Source organism: Pseudacidovorax sp. RU35E, assembly GCF_900156165.1.
Lineage (GTDB): Bacteria > Pseudomonadota > Gammaproteobacteria > Burkholderiales > Burkholderiaceae_C > Xenophilus.
In genome coordinates, this window is record NZ_FTMY01000003.1 from 295,550 (window position 1) to 309,646 (window position 14,097).

Genomic DNA, 14,097 nt, shown 5'->3' on the forward strand with positions numbered 1-14,097 from the left:
GGGCGTGAGGATTCGACGGGGATTATGCGACCGGGCCATGTCGGCAACTCCTTTCCCTGCCACACCGCTGCTCGTCACGCGCGCCTCACACGTTGGGCGGGGGCCCCTGGTGCCGAACCCGCCTCACATCCGCCCCTTCCACGGCACCGCCCATCCCTCGATGCGCCGCATCAGCAGGTCGAACAGCAGCGCCACGACGCCGATCACCAGGATGCCCATCACCACCACGTCGGTGCGCAGGAAGTTGGAGGCGTTGAGCACCAGCTGCCCCAGGCCGGCGGTGGCGGCCACCATCTCGGCGGCGACCAGCGTGGTCCAGCCGAAGCCGATGGCGATGCGCATGCCGGTCAGGATGTCGGGCAGGGCCGCAGGCAGCACCACATGGCGGATCACCTGCCAGCGGTTGGCGCCCAGCGAGAGGATGGCGTCGATCTGCTCGCTGCCGACCGAGCGCACGCCGGCCCGCGCGGCCACGGCCAGCGGCGCAAAGCAGGCCAGGTAGATCAGCACCACCTTCGAGGTCTCCTCGATGCCGAACCAGATGATCACCAGCGGCAGGTAGGCCAGCGGCGGCAGCGGCCGGTAGAACTCGATGATGGGGTCGAAGATGCCGCGCAGCGTGCGCGACACGCCCATCAGGATGCCCACCGGCACGGCCGTGACGCAGGCCAGCGCGAAGGCGCCGAACACGCGGCTCAGGCTCCACAGGAAGTGCTCCAGCAGCGGCTTGCCGCCCTGGCCCTGGCCTTTGACGGCGGCGACGAAGGCGTCCCACACCGAGGCGGGCGAGGGCAGCACCAGCGGCGGCAGCCAGGCGAGCGCGGCGGCGGCCCACCAGAGCAGGAAGAGCACGGCCACGGTGGCGATGCTGATGGCGGTGGTGCGGCCCTCGCCGGGGCGGCGGTGGCCCTGGGTGGGGCGGCTGCGCGGGGCGGACGGCGCAGGCCGAGTGACCGTGGAAGCCGGGACAGAGGGCACGGAAGCCGAGGTGTCGACCGTGGTGGTCGATGAGGCAACGAGCGTCATGGTGTGTTCCTGAAGAAGTCGACCTGCACTCAATGCACCGCCACGCCCGCATGGATCGCGTCGATCACCTCTTCGCGCAGGCGGATGAACTCCGGCTGCGACTTGATGGCGCGTGCGCTGCCGCCGGCGATGTACTGGCGGCCGAAGTCCAGCTGGTAGCGGCGCGACACGCGGCCGGGCGAGGGCGTCATGACGATCAGCTCGGTGGCCAGGAACAGCGCCTCTTCCACGTCGTGCGTGATGAAGAAACACAGCTTGCCCTCGCGCGCCCAGATCTGCAGCACCAGCTCCTGCACCTGCTCGCGCGTGAGCGAATCGAGCGCGCCGAAGGGCTCGTCCATCAGCAGCATGGCCGGGTTGGCGGCCAGCGCCCGGGCGATGCCCACGCGCTGCTGCTGCCCGCCGGAGAGCTGATAGACCGGGTGCGTGGCGTAGCGCTCCAGCCCCACGGCGCGGATCTGCTTCATGGCCGCCTCGTGCCGCTCGGCGCGGCCCAGCCCGCGCAGGCGCAGGCCCAGGGCCACGTTGTCGATCACGTTGAGCCAGGGCATCAGTGCATGCTTCTGGAACACCACGCCGCGGTCCGCGCCCGGGCCTTCCACATGGCGCCCGTTGACGAAGATGTGGCCTTCGCTGGGCGCCATGAAGCCGGCGATGCACGACAGCAGCGTGGTCTTGCCGCAGCCAGAGGCGCCGACGGCCACCACGAACTCGCCGCGGGCAAAGCCCAGGTCCACCTGCGACAGGGCCGTGACCTCGGTGCCGCCGCGGCCGGCGTAGGTCACGCCCACGTTCTCGATGCGCAATCCGTCCATGGTGTGCGTCTCCAGTCGGGGGCGACGCTCAGGGCTTGGCCTTGGCCGCGTAGCTGGCATTCACGCCCACGCTGTAGTCGGGCAGCACCTGGGCGATGGTGCCTTGTGCCTTCAGGAAGGCCGCGGTGGCCGCCAGCGACTGGGCCGCGCCGCCCTTGGCGCCGCCGCCCAGCCAGGTGGCCGAGGCCTGCTCGGCCGGCGGCACGAAGCGGTACAGCGCCATGGCCGCGGGCACGTCGGCCTCGGTGGCGCCGGTGACCTGGGCCACGGCCTTCACCTGCGGCGAGCCCGCCACCCACTGCGCCTTGTTGGCCGCATAGGCCGCATCGGCCTTGGCGATGGCCGACAGGAACTGGACCATGAAGTCGGCGTTGGCCGCCGCCCAGGGCTTGTTGGCGATGATGCCGTCGAAGGTGGCCTTGCCGGTCTGTTTGGAGATCTGGCCGCTGCTGGTGATCTGCTTGCCGCTGGCCTTGACCTTGGAGAGCACCGGGTCCCATACGAAGGTGGCGTCGATGTCGCCGCGCTCCCAGGCGGCGGCGATCTCGGGCGGGCGCATGTTGAGGATCTTGACCTGCGACGGATCGACCTTGGCCGCCTCCAGCGCCACCAGCGTGTGGAAGTGCGTGGTGGAGGTGAAGGGCACGCCGATCTTCTTGCCCTTGAGGTCGGCCACGCTGCTCACGCCCGAGCCGTTGCGCGCCACCAGGGCCTCGGCATCGGCGATGTCGTCGAGGATCCACACCAGCTCCACCGGCAGGCCCTGCGACAGCGCCGAGGCCACGGGCGCCGAGCCTGCCTCGCCGATCTGCACCTGGCCCGAGGCCATGGCGCGGATCACGTCGCCGCCGCCCGCGAACTTGCGGAAGCTGATCTTGTAGCCGGTGGCCTTCTCGATCTCGCCCGTGACCTGCGCATAGCGCCAGGGCACCACCATGTCCTGGTGGGCGATGGTGACTTCCTTGGCGGCCTGGGCCTGTGCGCCAGCGGCCAGGGCCGACAGGGCGAGCAGCGCCAGGCAGCGGCGGGTGAAGCGGATCGGGGTGGTCATGCGAGGTCCTCCGGGTGTTGGGTGTGTGGGGTGAATGGTGCGGCGCCCGCCCTTGGCGCCCAAGTGCCAGAGGCCGGCGACCGAAAGAGCCAGAGCCCCGGTGCGGGCACCCGGCTGGTGCCTGCTGTGGCGGGCGCCGCACTGCTTCGGCGCAAAGCCGGCGATTCTGTGAAGCGGCCTGCCTGGGCGGCAACGAAGAAAAGCGCGCAAGCTCATGCGCCGGGCGTGCGTGGCGCCCTCAATGCACCGGCGCCGCCCGCCGCACGCCCCGCGCCGCCGCCAGCTCGTGCACCGCCAACGCCAGCGCGCGCACGCCCGCATCGATCTGCGCCCCCGAGATGGACGACAGCCGCAGCCGGAACTGCGGGCACGGGTAGGGCGGCTGGTCGTAGAACACGCGGCCCGCCTCGATCAGCACGCCATGGCCACGGGCCACGTCGGCCAGCTCGGCCGAGTCCAGCCAGTCCGGCCCCTCCACCCACACCGAGGCGCCGCCCTGCGGCGGCGTGAAGCGGAAGTCCGGCAGGTACTGGCGCAGCGCCTGCGCCACCCGCGCCAGGCGCTCCTGCATGATCTGGTTGACCCGCCGCGCATGCGACTCGTGGTGCCCCAGCGAGAGGAAGAGCGCATAGGCATGCTGCAGGAAGGCGCTGGGGTGTCGCACCATGGCATGGCGCAGCACCCGCAGCTCGGCGATCAGCTCGCGCGAGGCCACGATGTAGCCCAGTCGCAGGGCTGGCGACAGGCTCTTGGAGAGCGAGCCGATGTAGATCACCCGCCCGCCCGTGTCCAGGCTCTTGAGCGCGGGCATGGGCATGCCGGCGTAGAGGTTCTCGGCCTCGTAGTCGTCCTCGACGATGACGAAGTCCTGCAGCTCGGCCTTGCGCAGCAGCCACTGGCGCCGCTCCAGGCTCAGCGTGCGCGTGGTGGGGCTCTGGTGGCTGGGCGTGACGAAGACGTAGTCCACCTGCGGCATGGCGTCCACCACCAGGCCGTCGTCGTCCACCGCGATGTTGACGAACTGCGGGTCGCGCACGCGGAAGGAGTTGCGGGCATGCGGATGGCCCGGCTCCTCGCAGCCCACGCGCGTGCGGGCATCGAACAGCGCCTCGGCCAGCAGGTAGAAGGCATGCTGCGAGCCCACGGTGATGAGGATCTCGTCGGCCAGCGCATACACGCCGCGCTTGGGCAACAGGCGCTGGCGGATCTGCGTGACGAGGTCGTCCACATCCACCTGCTCGAAGTCGGGCGTCCAGTGCGGCAGCTGCACGCGCGCCAGGCTGCGCAGGCAGCACTCGCGGAAGTCGTCGGTGGGAAAGAGCTCCGGGTCGTAGGTGCCGTACACGAACTGGTAGGGGTAGTCGTGCCAGCGCTCGGGCTTGGCCAGCGTGGGCCGGTCGCGCTGCGAGCGCAGCACGCGGGCGCGCCAGTCGGGCGGGCGCGGCGTGCTGCCGATCGCCGCCTCGGGCGCGAAGGGGTTGGCCTCGGCGGGCGCGGCCTGCAGCGGCGAGGCATCGGCCGCCACGAACACGCCGCGCCGCGGGCGGGCCTCCAGAAAGCCTTCCTCCACCAGCTGCTCGTACGCGGCCGTGACCGTGTTGCGGCTGAGCGAGAGAGCCTGCGCCAGGTCGCGCGAGGAGGGCAGGGGCGTGCCCGGGCCCAGTCGGCCATCGAGGATGGCCTGCACGATCACCGCGCGCAGACGCACCTGGATCGGCAGGCCGGGCTGCTCCGGCAGGCGGAAGAGGCGGGCCCACAAGGGGCGGTTCGGGTCGTCGGTGGCGGGCATGGGTGGTGGGTCCGGGGATGCGTGCGCATGCACACAAGCGGGGCGCGATCACGCTGTTGGTGCGCCGCTGGCGCCCCGTGGCTTGGCCGATGGGCCGGCTCTGGCTCTATGGCGTTGCGTGCGCGCTTCCTAGACTGGATTGCATCTTTCGCGCCACGCCCTGCCCGCTGCCCCTGCCATGACTTCTGACTCTTCTTCCCCCGTCACCGTGGAGATGCTCGCCGCCTTTTCCGATGCCTGGAACCGCCACGACCTTCCCGCGCTGATGGGCTTCATGCATGCCGACTGCGTGTTCGAGACGGCCGCCGGTCCGGATGCCTGCGGCGCCCGCCACAGCGGCACCGAGGCCGTGGCCGCGGCCTTCGAGGCGGCGTGGAAGAACTTCCCCGATGCGCAGTGGCGCAACGGTCGGCACTTCGTGGCCGGCGAGCGCGGCGTCTCGGAATGGACCTTCACCGGCACCGCTGCCGACGGCTCGCGTGTCGAGGCCGATGGCGTGGACGTGTTCACCTTCCAGGACGGAAAGATCCGGGTGAAGAACGCCTTCCGCAAGATGCGCCCCGCGCTGCCCAAGGCCTGACTTCCGCGAAGGCGAACCCACCATGGCCATCACCACCCCGCGCGAAGTCTTCGCGCCCTACGACCCGGCCTACGACCCGCTGGTCTCGGCCGGCCCCGGCCACAACCGCGACTACGCGCCCACCTACTGGGCCGCCACGGCAGGCACGCCGCCGGACGACGACGGCCCCATCACCGCCGACGTGGATGCAGACGTGGTCATCATCGGCTCGGGCTTCACCGGCCTGGCCGCGGCGCTGTTCCTGGCCAAGGAGCACGGCATCAAGGCCACGGTGCTCGAAGCCAACCGCGTGGCCTGGGGCTGCACCAGCCGCAATGGCGGCCAGGGGCAGAACGCCAGCGGGCGCCTCTACCGCTCGCAGTGGATCGAGCGCTGGGGCCTGGACGTGGCGAAGAAGCTCGACGCCGAGATCCGCTTCGGCTTCCAGACCTTCGCCGACCTGGTGGCGCAGATCGACTGCGACGCGCAGCCGGGCGGCCACCTCTTCGTCGCGCACCGCGACAAGAAGATGGACTTCCTGCGCCGCGAGACTGAGGTGATGCGCCAGCACTTCGGCTACGACGCCCACATGCTGTCGGCCGAGGAAGTGCGCCGCGATTGGTGCGGCGACCAGGACGCCAAGGGCGCGCAGTACGAGTCCGAAGGCATCTCGGTGCATCCGCTCAAGCTGGCGCACGGCTACATGAAGATGGCGCGCGAACTGGGTGCCCGCGTGCACCCGGCCAGCCCCGTCATCGGCTGGGAGACGAAGAACGGCGTGCACCACCTGCGCACGCCGGGCGGCACGGTGCGCGCCCGCGCGGTGGGCATCGCCACCGGCGCGTACACGGCGCCGGGCCTCTACCCGGGGCTGAAGAACCGCTACTTCCCGGTGCTGTCGAATTCCATCGTCACGCGCCCGCTCACGCCGGCCGAGCTGGAGGCCACGGGCTTCAAGACCCGCATCGCCATCACCGACACGCGCACGCTGCGCTTCTATTACCGCCTGCTGCCCGACAACCGCGTGCAGATCGGCAGCCGCAGCGCCATCACCGGCGCCGACGCGCACCGCGATGCGCACTACCGCCTGCTCACGGAGGGCCTGGCACGCAAGTTCCCGGCGCTCAAGGACATCGAGATCGCCCACTCCTGGTGGGGCTGGGTGGACGTGAGCCACGACATGATGCCCCGCATCGTGCAGCCCGATGCCGCGCAGCAGGTCTTCTATGCGCTGGGCTACGGCGGCAACGGCGTCTCCTTCTCGGCCCATGCGGGCCGCCGCCTGGCGCAGCGCATCGCCGGCCAGGCCGACGCCGCCTTCGGCCTGCCCATCTACCAGGGCGCGCTGCCCTTCCCGGCGCAGGGCGAATGGGCGGCGCCCTTCCGCCGCCTGGGCCAGAGCTTGCTCTACCGCTGGTACTGGCTGCGCGACGAAGTGATCTGAGCCGCGGCGTCCCCTCTCTTTCCGTTCGATCCAGGAGTGCATTCCATGACCACCCCGTTCCTCACCCGCCGCGCCCTGTCGCTGGCCGCGGCCGCGCTGCTGGCCGGCAGCAGCCTGCTGGGCGCCACCGTGGCCCAGGCCCAGGAGATCAAGAAGGGCGGCACGCTGGTGATCGGCACCACGCAGGCGCCGCGGCACCTCAACGGTGCGGTGCAGTCGGGCATCGCCACCGCCGTGCCCTCCACCCAGATCTTCGCCAGCCCGCTGCGCTTCGACGACAAGTGGAACCCGCAGCCCTACCTGGCCGAGAGCTGGAAGCTGGCCGAGGACGGCAAGTCGCTCACGCTCAACCTGCGCAAGGACGCCGTCTTCCACGACGGCAAGCCCATCACCTCGGAGGACGTGGCCTTCTCCATCATGGCCATCAAGGCCAACCATCCGTTCTCGACCATGCTCGCGCCGGTGGAAAAGGTGGAGACGCCCAACCCCACCACCGCCATCATCCGCATGAGCACGCCGCACCCGGCCATCGTGCTGGCGATGTCGCCGGCGCTCGCGCCCATCATGCCCAAGCACATCTACGGCGACGGCACCGACCTCAAGAACAACCCGCGCAACAGCCAGAACGTGGTCGGCTCGGGGCCGTTCAAGGTGGTGGAGTTCAAGGCCGGCCAGCGCGTGGTGCTGGAGAAGTTCGACAAGTTCTTCCTGCCGGGCAAGCCCTACCTCGACAAGATCATCCTGAACATCGTGCCCGACGGCCAGAGCCTGGTGCTGGGCATGGAGCGTGGCGACCTGCAGATGCTGCCCTACGCGGCCAGCGCCGTGGACCTCAAGCGCATGAAGGCCAACCCCAACCTGGTCATCACCGACAAGGGCATGGAAGGCATCGGCGCCATCAACTGGCTGGCCTTCAACACCGCGAAGAAGCCGCTGAACGATGTCAACGTGCGCAAGGCCATCGCCTATGCCATCGACAAGAACTTCATCACCAAGGCGCTGATGGGGGGCTTTGCCGCGGTGGACGACGGCCCCATCGTGCCGGGCAGCCCCTTCGCCGTGCCCGACCTGGTCAAGTACCCGCTGGACCTGAAGAAGTCGGCCGAGCTGCTGGACGCCGCGGGCCTCAAGCCGGGTGCGGGCGGCGAGCGCTTCAAGCTCACCATCGACTACATCCCCGGCAACGACGAGCAGCAGAAGAACGTGGCCGAGTACCTGCGCTCGCAGCTCAAGAAGGTGGGCATCGGCGTGGAGGTGCGCGCCTCGGCCGACTTCCCGGCCTGGGCCAAGCGCATCGCCAGCCGCGACTTCGACATGACCATGGACACGGTCTTCAACTGGGGCGACCCGGTCATCGGCGTGCACCGCACCTACCTGTCGACCAACATCAAGCCCATCGTCTGGACCAACACGCAGGACTATGCCAACCCCAAGGTGGACGAGCTGCTGAATGCGGCCGGCGGCATCATGGACCCGGTCAAGCGCAAGGCCTACTACGCCACCTTCCAGAAGATCGTGACGGACGAGGTGCCCATCGTCTACGTCAACATCGCGCCCTATCACACGGTGACCAGCAAGCGCGTGGGCAACGTGCCGACGACCATCTGGGGTCCCGCGTCGCCCATGGACGACGTGTACCTGAAGTGAGCCGGCCATGAAGCTGCTCAAGCCCCTGGCCTCACGGCTGCTGCAGGCCCTGGGCCTGGTGCTGGCCGTGGTGGTGCTCAACTTCGCGCTGGTGCATGCCGCGCCCGGCGATCCGGTGGAGACCATCGCCGGCATGAGCGGTGGCATGTCCGAGGAGCTGAAGGCCGAGCTGCGCCAGAGCTACGGCCTGGATCGGCCGCTGCCGGTGCAGCTGGGCATCTACCTCGGGCGCGTGGTCCGGCTCGACCTGGGCCAGTCCTACATCTTCAACCTGCCGGTGGTCGACCTGATCGCCGAGCGCATTCCGGCGACGCTGCTGCTGGTGCTCAGTTCGGTGATCTGCGCCTTCCTGCTGGGCACCGCCCTGGGCGTGCTGGCCGCGCGCAAGCCCAACGCATGGCTGTCGCAGGCCATCACCGTCTTCTCGCTGGTGGGCTTCGCGGCGCCGGTGTTCTGGAGCGGGATGATGCTGATGATCCTGTTCGCCTCGGTGTGGCCGATCCTGCCCGTGTCGGACATGCGCTCGGTGGACAGCGACGGCCGCGGGCTCGCCGGCGTGGTGGACGTGTTGTGGCACCTGGTGCTGCCGATGTTCACGCTGTCGATGGTGTACCTGGCGCAGTACAGCCGGCTGGCGCGCGCCAGCATGCTGGAGGTGCTGGGCGCCGACTTCATCCGCACGGCGAGGGCCAAGGGCCTGGCCGAGGGCGTGGTGCTCTACAAGCATGCGCTGCGCAACGCGGTGCTGCCGGTGGTGACGGTGCTGGGCCTGCAGTTCGGCAACGTGCTGGCGGGCGCCATTTTGGTCGAGACGGTCTTCAACTGGCCGGGCCTGGGCCGACTGGCCTACGAGTCGGTGCTGCGCCGCGACTACCCGACCATCCTGGGCGTGCTGCTGCTGTCGGCCGTGGTGGTGCTGGTGATGAACCTGCTGACCGATCTCTGCTACCGCCTGATCGACCCCCGCATCAAAAGCAAGTAAGCGATGTCCGCCCTTCCCATCTCCCCTGGCGAGCCCGCAACGGCCGCCATGCCGCTGCCGGCCGCGCCCTCGCCCGCGCGCGAGGCGCTGGCCATGTTCATGCGCAACCCGGCCGCGGTCGCCGGGCTGCTGCTGCTCTCGCTCATCGTGCTCGTCGCGGTGATCGGGCCGTGGCTGGTGCAGGCCGATCCCTTCGAGATCCGCGGCGCGCCGCTCAGCCCACCGGGCACCGAGGACGTGTGGCTGGGCACCGACCAGCTCGGCCGCGACGTCGGCATCGCGCTGCTCTACGGCGGCCGGGCCACGCTGCTGGTGGGCGCGGTGGCGGCGCTGCTGTCGGTGACCATCGGCGTCACGCTGGGTGCGCTGGCCGGCTTCTATGGGGGCCGGGTCGATGCGCTGCTGATGCGCGTCACCGAGTTCTTCCAGGTGCTGCCGGCGCTGCTCTTCGCCATGGTGGTGGTCACGCTGTTCTCGCCCAGCCTGGTGACGGTGGTGCTGTCCATCGGCCTGGTGAGCTGGCCGGGCACCGCGCGGCTGGCGCGGGCCGAGTTCATGAAGGTGCGCGACCTGGAGTTCGTGCGGGCCGAGCGCGCCATCGGCGCCGGCAATGCACGGCTGATCTGGAAGGTGATCCTGCCCAACGCCATCGCGCCGCTGGTGGTCTCGGCCACGCTGGCCGTGGGCTCCGCCATCCTGTTCGAGGCCGGCCTGTCCTTCCTGGGCCTGGGCGACCCCAACCTGATGAGCTGGGGAATGATGATCGGCAGCAGCCGCCAGTACGTGCTCTCGGCCTGGTGGGCGGTGGCGATCCCGGGTGCGGCCATCTTCCTGACCGTGCTGGCCGTGAGCCTGATCGGCGATGGGCTCAACGATGCCCTCAACCCCAAGTTGCGGGAGCGATGACATGACCGAAGCCCTTCTCCAGATCGACGACCTGCGTGTCGAGTTCGCCACCCGCCGCGGCAAGGCGCTGGTGCTCAATGGCGTGAGCTTCGAGGTGCATGCGGGCGAGACGCTGTGCGTGGTCGGCGAATCGGGCTGCGGCAAGAGCATGACGGCGCTGGCCATTCTGGGCCTGGTACCGCAGCCGCCGGGCCGCGTGGCGGGTGGGGCGGTGCGCTTCCAGGGCGAGGACCTGGTGCACGCCACGCCCGAGCGGCTGCGCGCGGTGCGCGGCAACCGCATCTCCATGATCTTCCAGGAGCCCATGACCTCGCTCAACCCGGTCTACACCGTGGGCGAGCAGATCGCCGAATCGCTGCGCCTGCATGCGCAGCTGGACCGCAAGGCCGCCCATGCCCGCGCCATCGAGCTGCTGCGCCAGGTGGGCATTCCCGCGCCCGAGCGGCGCGTGGACGAATACCCGCACCAGCTCTCGGGCGGCATGCGCCAGCGCGTGATGATCGCCATGGCCCTGGCCTGCCGGCCCGACATCCTGATCGCCGACGAACCCACCACCGCGCTGGACGTGACGGTGCAGGCCCAGATCTTCGACCTGCTGCGCGAGCTGCAGCGCGAGCGCGGCACCGCCATCGTGCTCATCACGCACGACATGGGCGCGGTGGCCGAGATGGCCGACCGCGTGATGGTGATGTACGCCGGCCGCGTGATCGAGCAGGGCCGCGCGGACGACGTGCTGGGCGCGCCGCAGCACCCGTACACGCAGGGCCTGATCGCCTGCCTGCCCGAGCTGGGCAGCAGCCAGGCCGGCGAGCGGGCCGAGCTGGCGGAGATCTCGGGCGTGGTGCCTTCGCTGTGGGAGCTGGGCCATGGCTGCGCCTTCCGCGAGCGTTGCCCCCAGGCCCATGCGCGCTGCGCGGCCGAGGTGCCGCCCATGTTCCAGGCCGAGGGTGCGCCCGGCCATGGCGCCGCCTGCTGGCTGCTGGCGGAGACCGCGGCATCGATGCCGGCCACTGCATCGCCCGCCGCCGAAGCGGTGCGCGCCTGAACCCGAGCGCCGTTGCCGCCATGAGCCAACTCATCCCCTTCCCCAACATGCCCGCTCCCGTCATGCCGCCGCCGCCGGTGCTGCTCTCCGTCACCGACCTCAAGGTGCACTTCCCCAGCGCCGGTGGCCGCGTGGTGCGGGCGGTGGACGGGGTGAGCTTCGAGCTGCGCCGCGGCACCACGCTGGCCGTGGTGGGCGAATCGGGCTCGGGCAAGACCACCACCGCCCTGGCCGTGATGCGGCTCGCGCCCATCACCGAGGGCGGCATCCGCCTGGGCACCACCGAGCTGAGCCTGGTCAATGGCGAGAACCTGCGCCGCGCGCGCAGCCGGCTGCAGATGGTTTTCCAGGACCCGTATTCCTCGCTCAACCCGCGCCAGCGCGTGGGCGAGGCGGTGCGCGCGCCGCTGGACCTGATGAAGATCGGCACGCCCGCCGAGCGCGCGGCGCGCGTGGACGAGCTCTTCCACGCCGTCGGCCTGCGGCCCGAGCAGCAGCACCTGTTCCCGCACCAGTTCTCGGGCGGCCAGCGCCAGCGCATCAACATCGCGCGCGCCCTGGCCACCAACCCGGAGCTGGTGGTCTGCGACGAGCCGGTGTCGGCGCTGGACATCGCCATCCGCGCGCAGATCCTCAACCTGCTCGCGCGGCTGCAGCGTGAGCTGGGGCTGACCTACCTGTTCATCTCGCACGACATGGCGGTGGTGGAGCACATCTGCGACGAGATCGCCGTCATGTACCTGGGCCAGATCGTGGAGCGCGCGCCGCGCCGCACCTTCTTCGCCCGGCCGCTGCATCCCTACAGCGTGGCGCTGATGTCGGCCGTGCCCACGGTGCGCGGCGGCCGTGCGCGGGCGGCGCAGCGCATCCGGCTGGTGGGCGATCCGCCCAGCCCGCTCGATCCGCCTGCGGGCTGCCGCTTCGCCGGCCGCTGCCCCGTCGCCGAGCCGGCCTGCAGCCAGCCGCAGCAGCTGCGCGAGGTGCAGCCCGGCCACTGGGTGGCCTGCCACAAGGTCACGCTGCAGGCAGGCCGGCCGGTGCCACCGCTGGCGCTGCCGGATGCGGCGTGACGCGGCCCGACCTGGCCTGAACACCTGCCATCGACACGGCCGCCGCATCCGGGCCGTGCGCCTTCAACCGACCCCCACACCATGTCCCCCATCACCGTCTTCCAGGCCCGCCAGATCCTCACCATGAACCCGCGCCAGCCGCAGGCCACCCACGTGGCCGTGCGCGAGGGCCGCATCCTGGGCGTGGGTGACCTGGCGCGCATGCAGGCTTTCGGCGACTTCACGCTCGACAGCCGCTATGCCGATCAGGTGCTGATGCCCGGCCTGGTCGAAGGCCATTCGCACCTCATGGCGGGCGGGCTGTGGAAGTTCAGCTTCGTCGGCTTCCATGCGCGCACCTCGCCCGACGGCCGCGTGTGGGAAGGCTGCCGCAACTTCGACGAGGTGATCGCCCGCCTGCGCGCCGCCGACGTCGCGCTCACCGACCCCCAGGCGCCGCTGCTGGCCTGGGGCTTCGATCCGCTCTTCTTCGGCACCGAGCGCATGACGGTGGACCACCTGGACCAGGTCTCCACCACGCGGCCCGTGGTCATCCTGCATGCCAGCCAGCACCTGATGAACGTCAACCGCGCCGCGCTGGCCGCGGCCGGCATCGACCGCGACACCGACATCGAGGGCATCGCCCGCTTTGCCGATGGCGAGCCCAGCGGCGAGCTGCAGGAGTTCGCGGCCATGTTCCCCATCACGCGGCTGGTGGGCAACATCTTCCGCATCACCGGCTCCTCGCCCGAGAGCCTGCGCCTGTTCGGCCAGATGGCGCGGCTGGCCGGCGTGACCACGGCCACCGACCTGGTCAACGACCTGGCCGAGCCCAACCATGCGGCCATGATGCAGGTCACCGGCGAGCCCGGCTTTCCGGTGCGGCTGGTGCCGGCCTACCTGTGCCTGGACGGCAGCCTCAACCGCGCGCAGGGCGCAGCGCGCATCCGCCAGCGGCAGGCGCAGGCCGAGGCAGAAGGCAATGACAAGCTGCACTACGGCCTGGTCAAGATCGTGGCCGACGGCTCCATCCAGGGCTTCACCGCCCGTGTGCGCTGGCCGGGGTACCACAACGGTGCGCCCAACGGCATCTGGATCCTGCCGCCGGCGGAGCTCAAGGCCGCCATCCGCGACTTCCATGCGCAGGGCTTCCAGCTGCACATCCACACCAACGGCGACGAGGCCACCGAGCTGGCGCTGGACGGCATCGAAGAGGCGCTGGCCGCGCACCCGCGCGCCGACCACCGCCACACGCTGCAGCACTGCCAGATGGCCGACGCGGCGCAGTTCCGCCGCATGGCCACGCTGGGCGTGTGCGCCAACCTGTTCGCCAACCACATCTACTACTGGGGCGAGGCGCACCTGGCCCAGACCATGGGTCCCGACCGCGCCTTCCGCATGGACGCCTGCGCCACCGCGCTGGCGCACGGCGTGCCGCTGGCCATCCATTCCGACGCGCCCATCACGCCGCTGGCACCGCTGTTCACCGCCTGGTGCGCGGTCAACCGGCTGACGTCGAGTGGCCGCGTGCTGGGCGAGGCCGAGCGCATCGGCGTGCCCGAGGCGCTGTGGGCCATCACCCAGGGCGCGGCCTACACCCTGGGCCTGGACGACCGCATCGGCTCGATCGAGGTGGGCAAGTGGGCCGACTTCTGCGTGCTGGACGAGAGTCCGCTGGCCGTCGCGCCCGAGGCATTGAAGGACCTGCGCGTGGCCGGCACGGTGATCGGCGGCGTGCCGACCGAGGCGGCGGCGTGAGGGGCGCGATGCGCTTCGCACGCGCA

12 protein-coding genes are annotated in these 14,097 nt (G+C 70.6%); 8 read left to right on the forward strand and 4 right to left on the reverse strand.

What is annotated here, in order from left to right; translation table 11 throughout:
- Positions 1-123: 123 nt before the first annotated feature.
- The 4 genes from BXA03_RS06895 to BXA03_RS06910 form a co-directional block, all read right to left on the reverse strand.
- A complete protein-coding gene (locus BXA03_RS06895) occupies positions 124-1,026 on the reverse strand; it encodes an ABC transporter permease subunit (RefSeq protein WP_076505414.1) in 903 nt (300 codons plus the stop codon).
- A 29-nt stretch (positions 1,027-1,055) separates the two neighbouring features.
- A complete protein-coding gene (locus tag BXA03_RS06900) occupies positions 1,056-1,841 on the reverse strand; it encodes a taurine ABC transporter ATP-binding protein (RefSeq protein WP_076505416.1) in 786 nt (261 codons plus the stop codon).
- Between the two features lie 28 nt (positions 1,842-1,869).
- Complete coding sequence (gene tauA / locus BXA03_RS06905) at positions 1,870-2,892, reverse strand: taurine ABC transporter substrate-binding protein (protein WP_076505418.1); 1,023 nt, start codon at positions 2,890-2,892, stop codon at positions 1,870-1,872.
- A gap of 238 nt (positions 2,893-3,130) precedes the next feature.
- A complete protein-coding gene (locus tag BXA03_RS06910) occupies positions 3,131-4,681 on the reverse strand; it encodes a MocR-like pyridoxine biosynthesis transcription factor PdxR (RefSeq protein ID WP_076505420.1) in 1,551 nt (516 codons plus the stop codon).
- A gap of 178 nt (positions 4,682-4,859) precedes the next feature.
- On the opposite strand from BXA03_RS06910, the gene BXA03_RS06915 reads away from it, so the two are divergent.
- The 8 genes from BXA03_RS06915 (at position 4,860) to BXA03_RS06950 (ending at position 14,071) form a co-directional block, all read left to right on the forward strand.
- Entirely contained in the window at positions 4,860-5,261 is a 402-nt protein-coding gene (locus BXA03_RS06915; RefSeq protein ID WP_076505423.1) for a nuclear transport factor 2 family protein, read from the forward strand.
- Positions 5,262-5,283: 22 nt separating this feature from the next.
- Positions 5,284-6,684 (forward strand): NAD(P)/FAD-dependent oxidoreductase, encoded by a 1,401-nt coding sequence (locus BXA03_RS06920; RefSeq protein ID WP_076505426.1) that lies wholly within the window; start codon positions 5,284-5,286, stop codon positions 6,682-6,684.
- 45 nt (positions 6,685-6,729) lie between these two features.
- Positions 6,730-8,331, forward strand: a complete 1,602-nt coding sequence (locus BXA03_RS06925) for an ABC transporter substrate-binding protein (protein WP_200803345.1) — start codon at positions 6,730-6,732, stop codon at positions 8,329-8,331.
- 7 nt (positions 8,332-8,338) lie between these two features.
- A complete protein-coding gene (locus BXA03_RS06930; protein WP_076505430.1) occupies positions 8,339-9,313 on the forward strand; it encodes an ABC transporter permease in 975 nt (324 codons plus the stop codon).
- Positions 9,314-9,316: 3 nt separating this feature from the next.
- Positions 9,317-10,219 (forward strand): ABC transporter permease, encoded by a 903-nt coding sequence (locus BXA03_RS06935; protein ID WP_076505432.1) that lies wholly within the window; start codon positions 9,317-9,319, stop codon positions 10,217-10,219.
- 1 nt (position 10,220) lies between these two features.
- A complete protein-coding gene (locus BXA03_RS06940) occupies positions 10,221-11,264 on the forward strand; it encodes an ABC transporter ATP-binding protein (protein WP_076505434.1) in 1,044 nt (347 codons plus the stop codon).
- Positions 11,265-11,284: 20 nt separating this feature from the next.
- Entirely contained in the window at positions 11,285-12,334 is a 1,050-nt protein-coding gene (locus tag BXA03_RS06945; protein ID WP_234983619.1) for an ABC transporter ATP-binding protein, read from the forward strand.
- Positions 12,335-12,415: 81 nt separating this feature from the next.
- Positions 12,416-14,071, forward strand: coding sequence for an amidohydrolase (locus BXA03_RS06950; RefSeq protein ID WP_076505436.1), 1,656 nt, complete (start codon positions 12,416-12,418; stop codon positions 14,069-14,071).
- Positions 14,072-14,097 lie beyond the last annotated feature (26 nt).

Bases quoted from the DNA above. Each gene is read 5' to 3' on its own strand.
- BXA03_RS06900 (WP_076505416.1), bottom strand. From the start codon at position 1,841: ATGGACGGATTGCGCATCGAGAACGTGGGCGTGACCTACGCCGGCCGC.
- BXA03_RS06935 (WP_076505432.1), top strand. From the start codon at position 9,317: ATGTCCGCCCTTCCCATCTCCCCTGGCGAGCCCGCAACGGCCGCCATG.
- BXA03_RS06950 (WP_076505436.1), top strand. From the start codon at position 12,416: ATGTCCCCCATCACCGTCTTCCAGGCCCGCCAGATCCTCACCATGAAC.
- tauA (WP_076505418.1), bottom strand. From the start codon at position 2,892: ATGACCACCCCGATCCGCTTCACCCGCCGCTGCCTGGCGCTGCTCGCC.
- BXA03_RS06945 (WP_234983619.1), top strand. From the start codon at position 11,285: ATGAGCCAACTCATCCCCTTCCCCAACATGCCCGCTCCCGTCATGCCG.
- BXA03_RS06920 (WP_076505426.1), top strand. From the start codon at position 5,284: ATGGCCATCACCACCCCGCGCGAAGTCTTCGCGCCCTACGACCCGGCC.
- BXA03_RS06940 (WP_076505434.1), top strand. From the start codon at position 10,221: ATGACCGAAGCCCTTCTCCAGATCGACGACCTGCGTGTCGAGTTCGCC.
- BXA03_RS06915 (WP_076505423.1), top strand. From the start codon at position 4,860: ATGACTTCTGACTCTTCTTCCCCCGTCACCGTGGAGATGCTCGCCGCC.
- BXA03_RS06925 (WP_200803345.1), top strand. From the start codon at position 6,730: ATGACCACCCCGTTCCTCACCCGCCGCGCCCTGTCGCTGGCCGCGGCC.
- BXA03_RS06895 (WP_076505414.1), bottom strand. From the start codon at position 1,026: ATGACGCTCGTTGCCTCATCGACCACCACGGTCGACACCTCGGCTTCC.
- BXA03_RS06910 (WP_076505420.1), bottom strand. From the start codon at position 4,681: ATGCCCGCCACCGACGACCCGAACCGCCCCTTGTGGGCCCGCCTCTTC.
- BXA03_RS06930 (WP_076505430.1), top strand. From the start codon at position 8,339: ATGAAGCTGCTCAAGCCCCTGGCCTCACGGCTGCTGCAGGCCCTGGGC.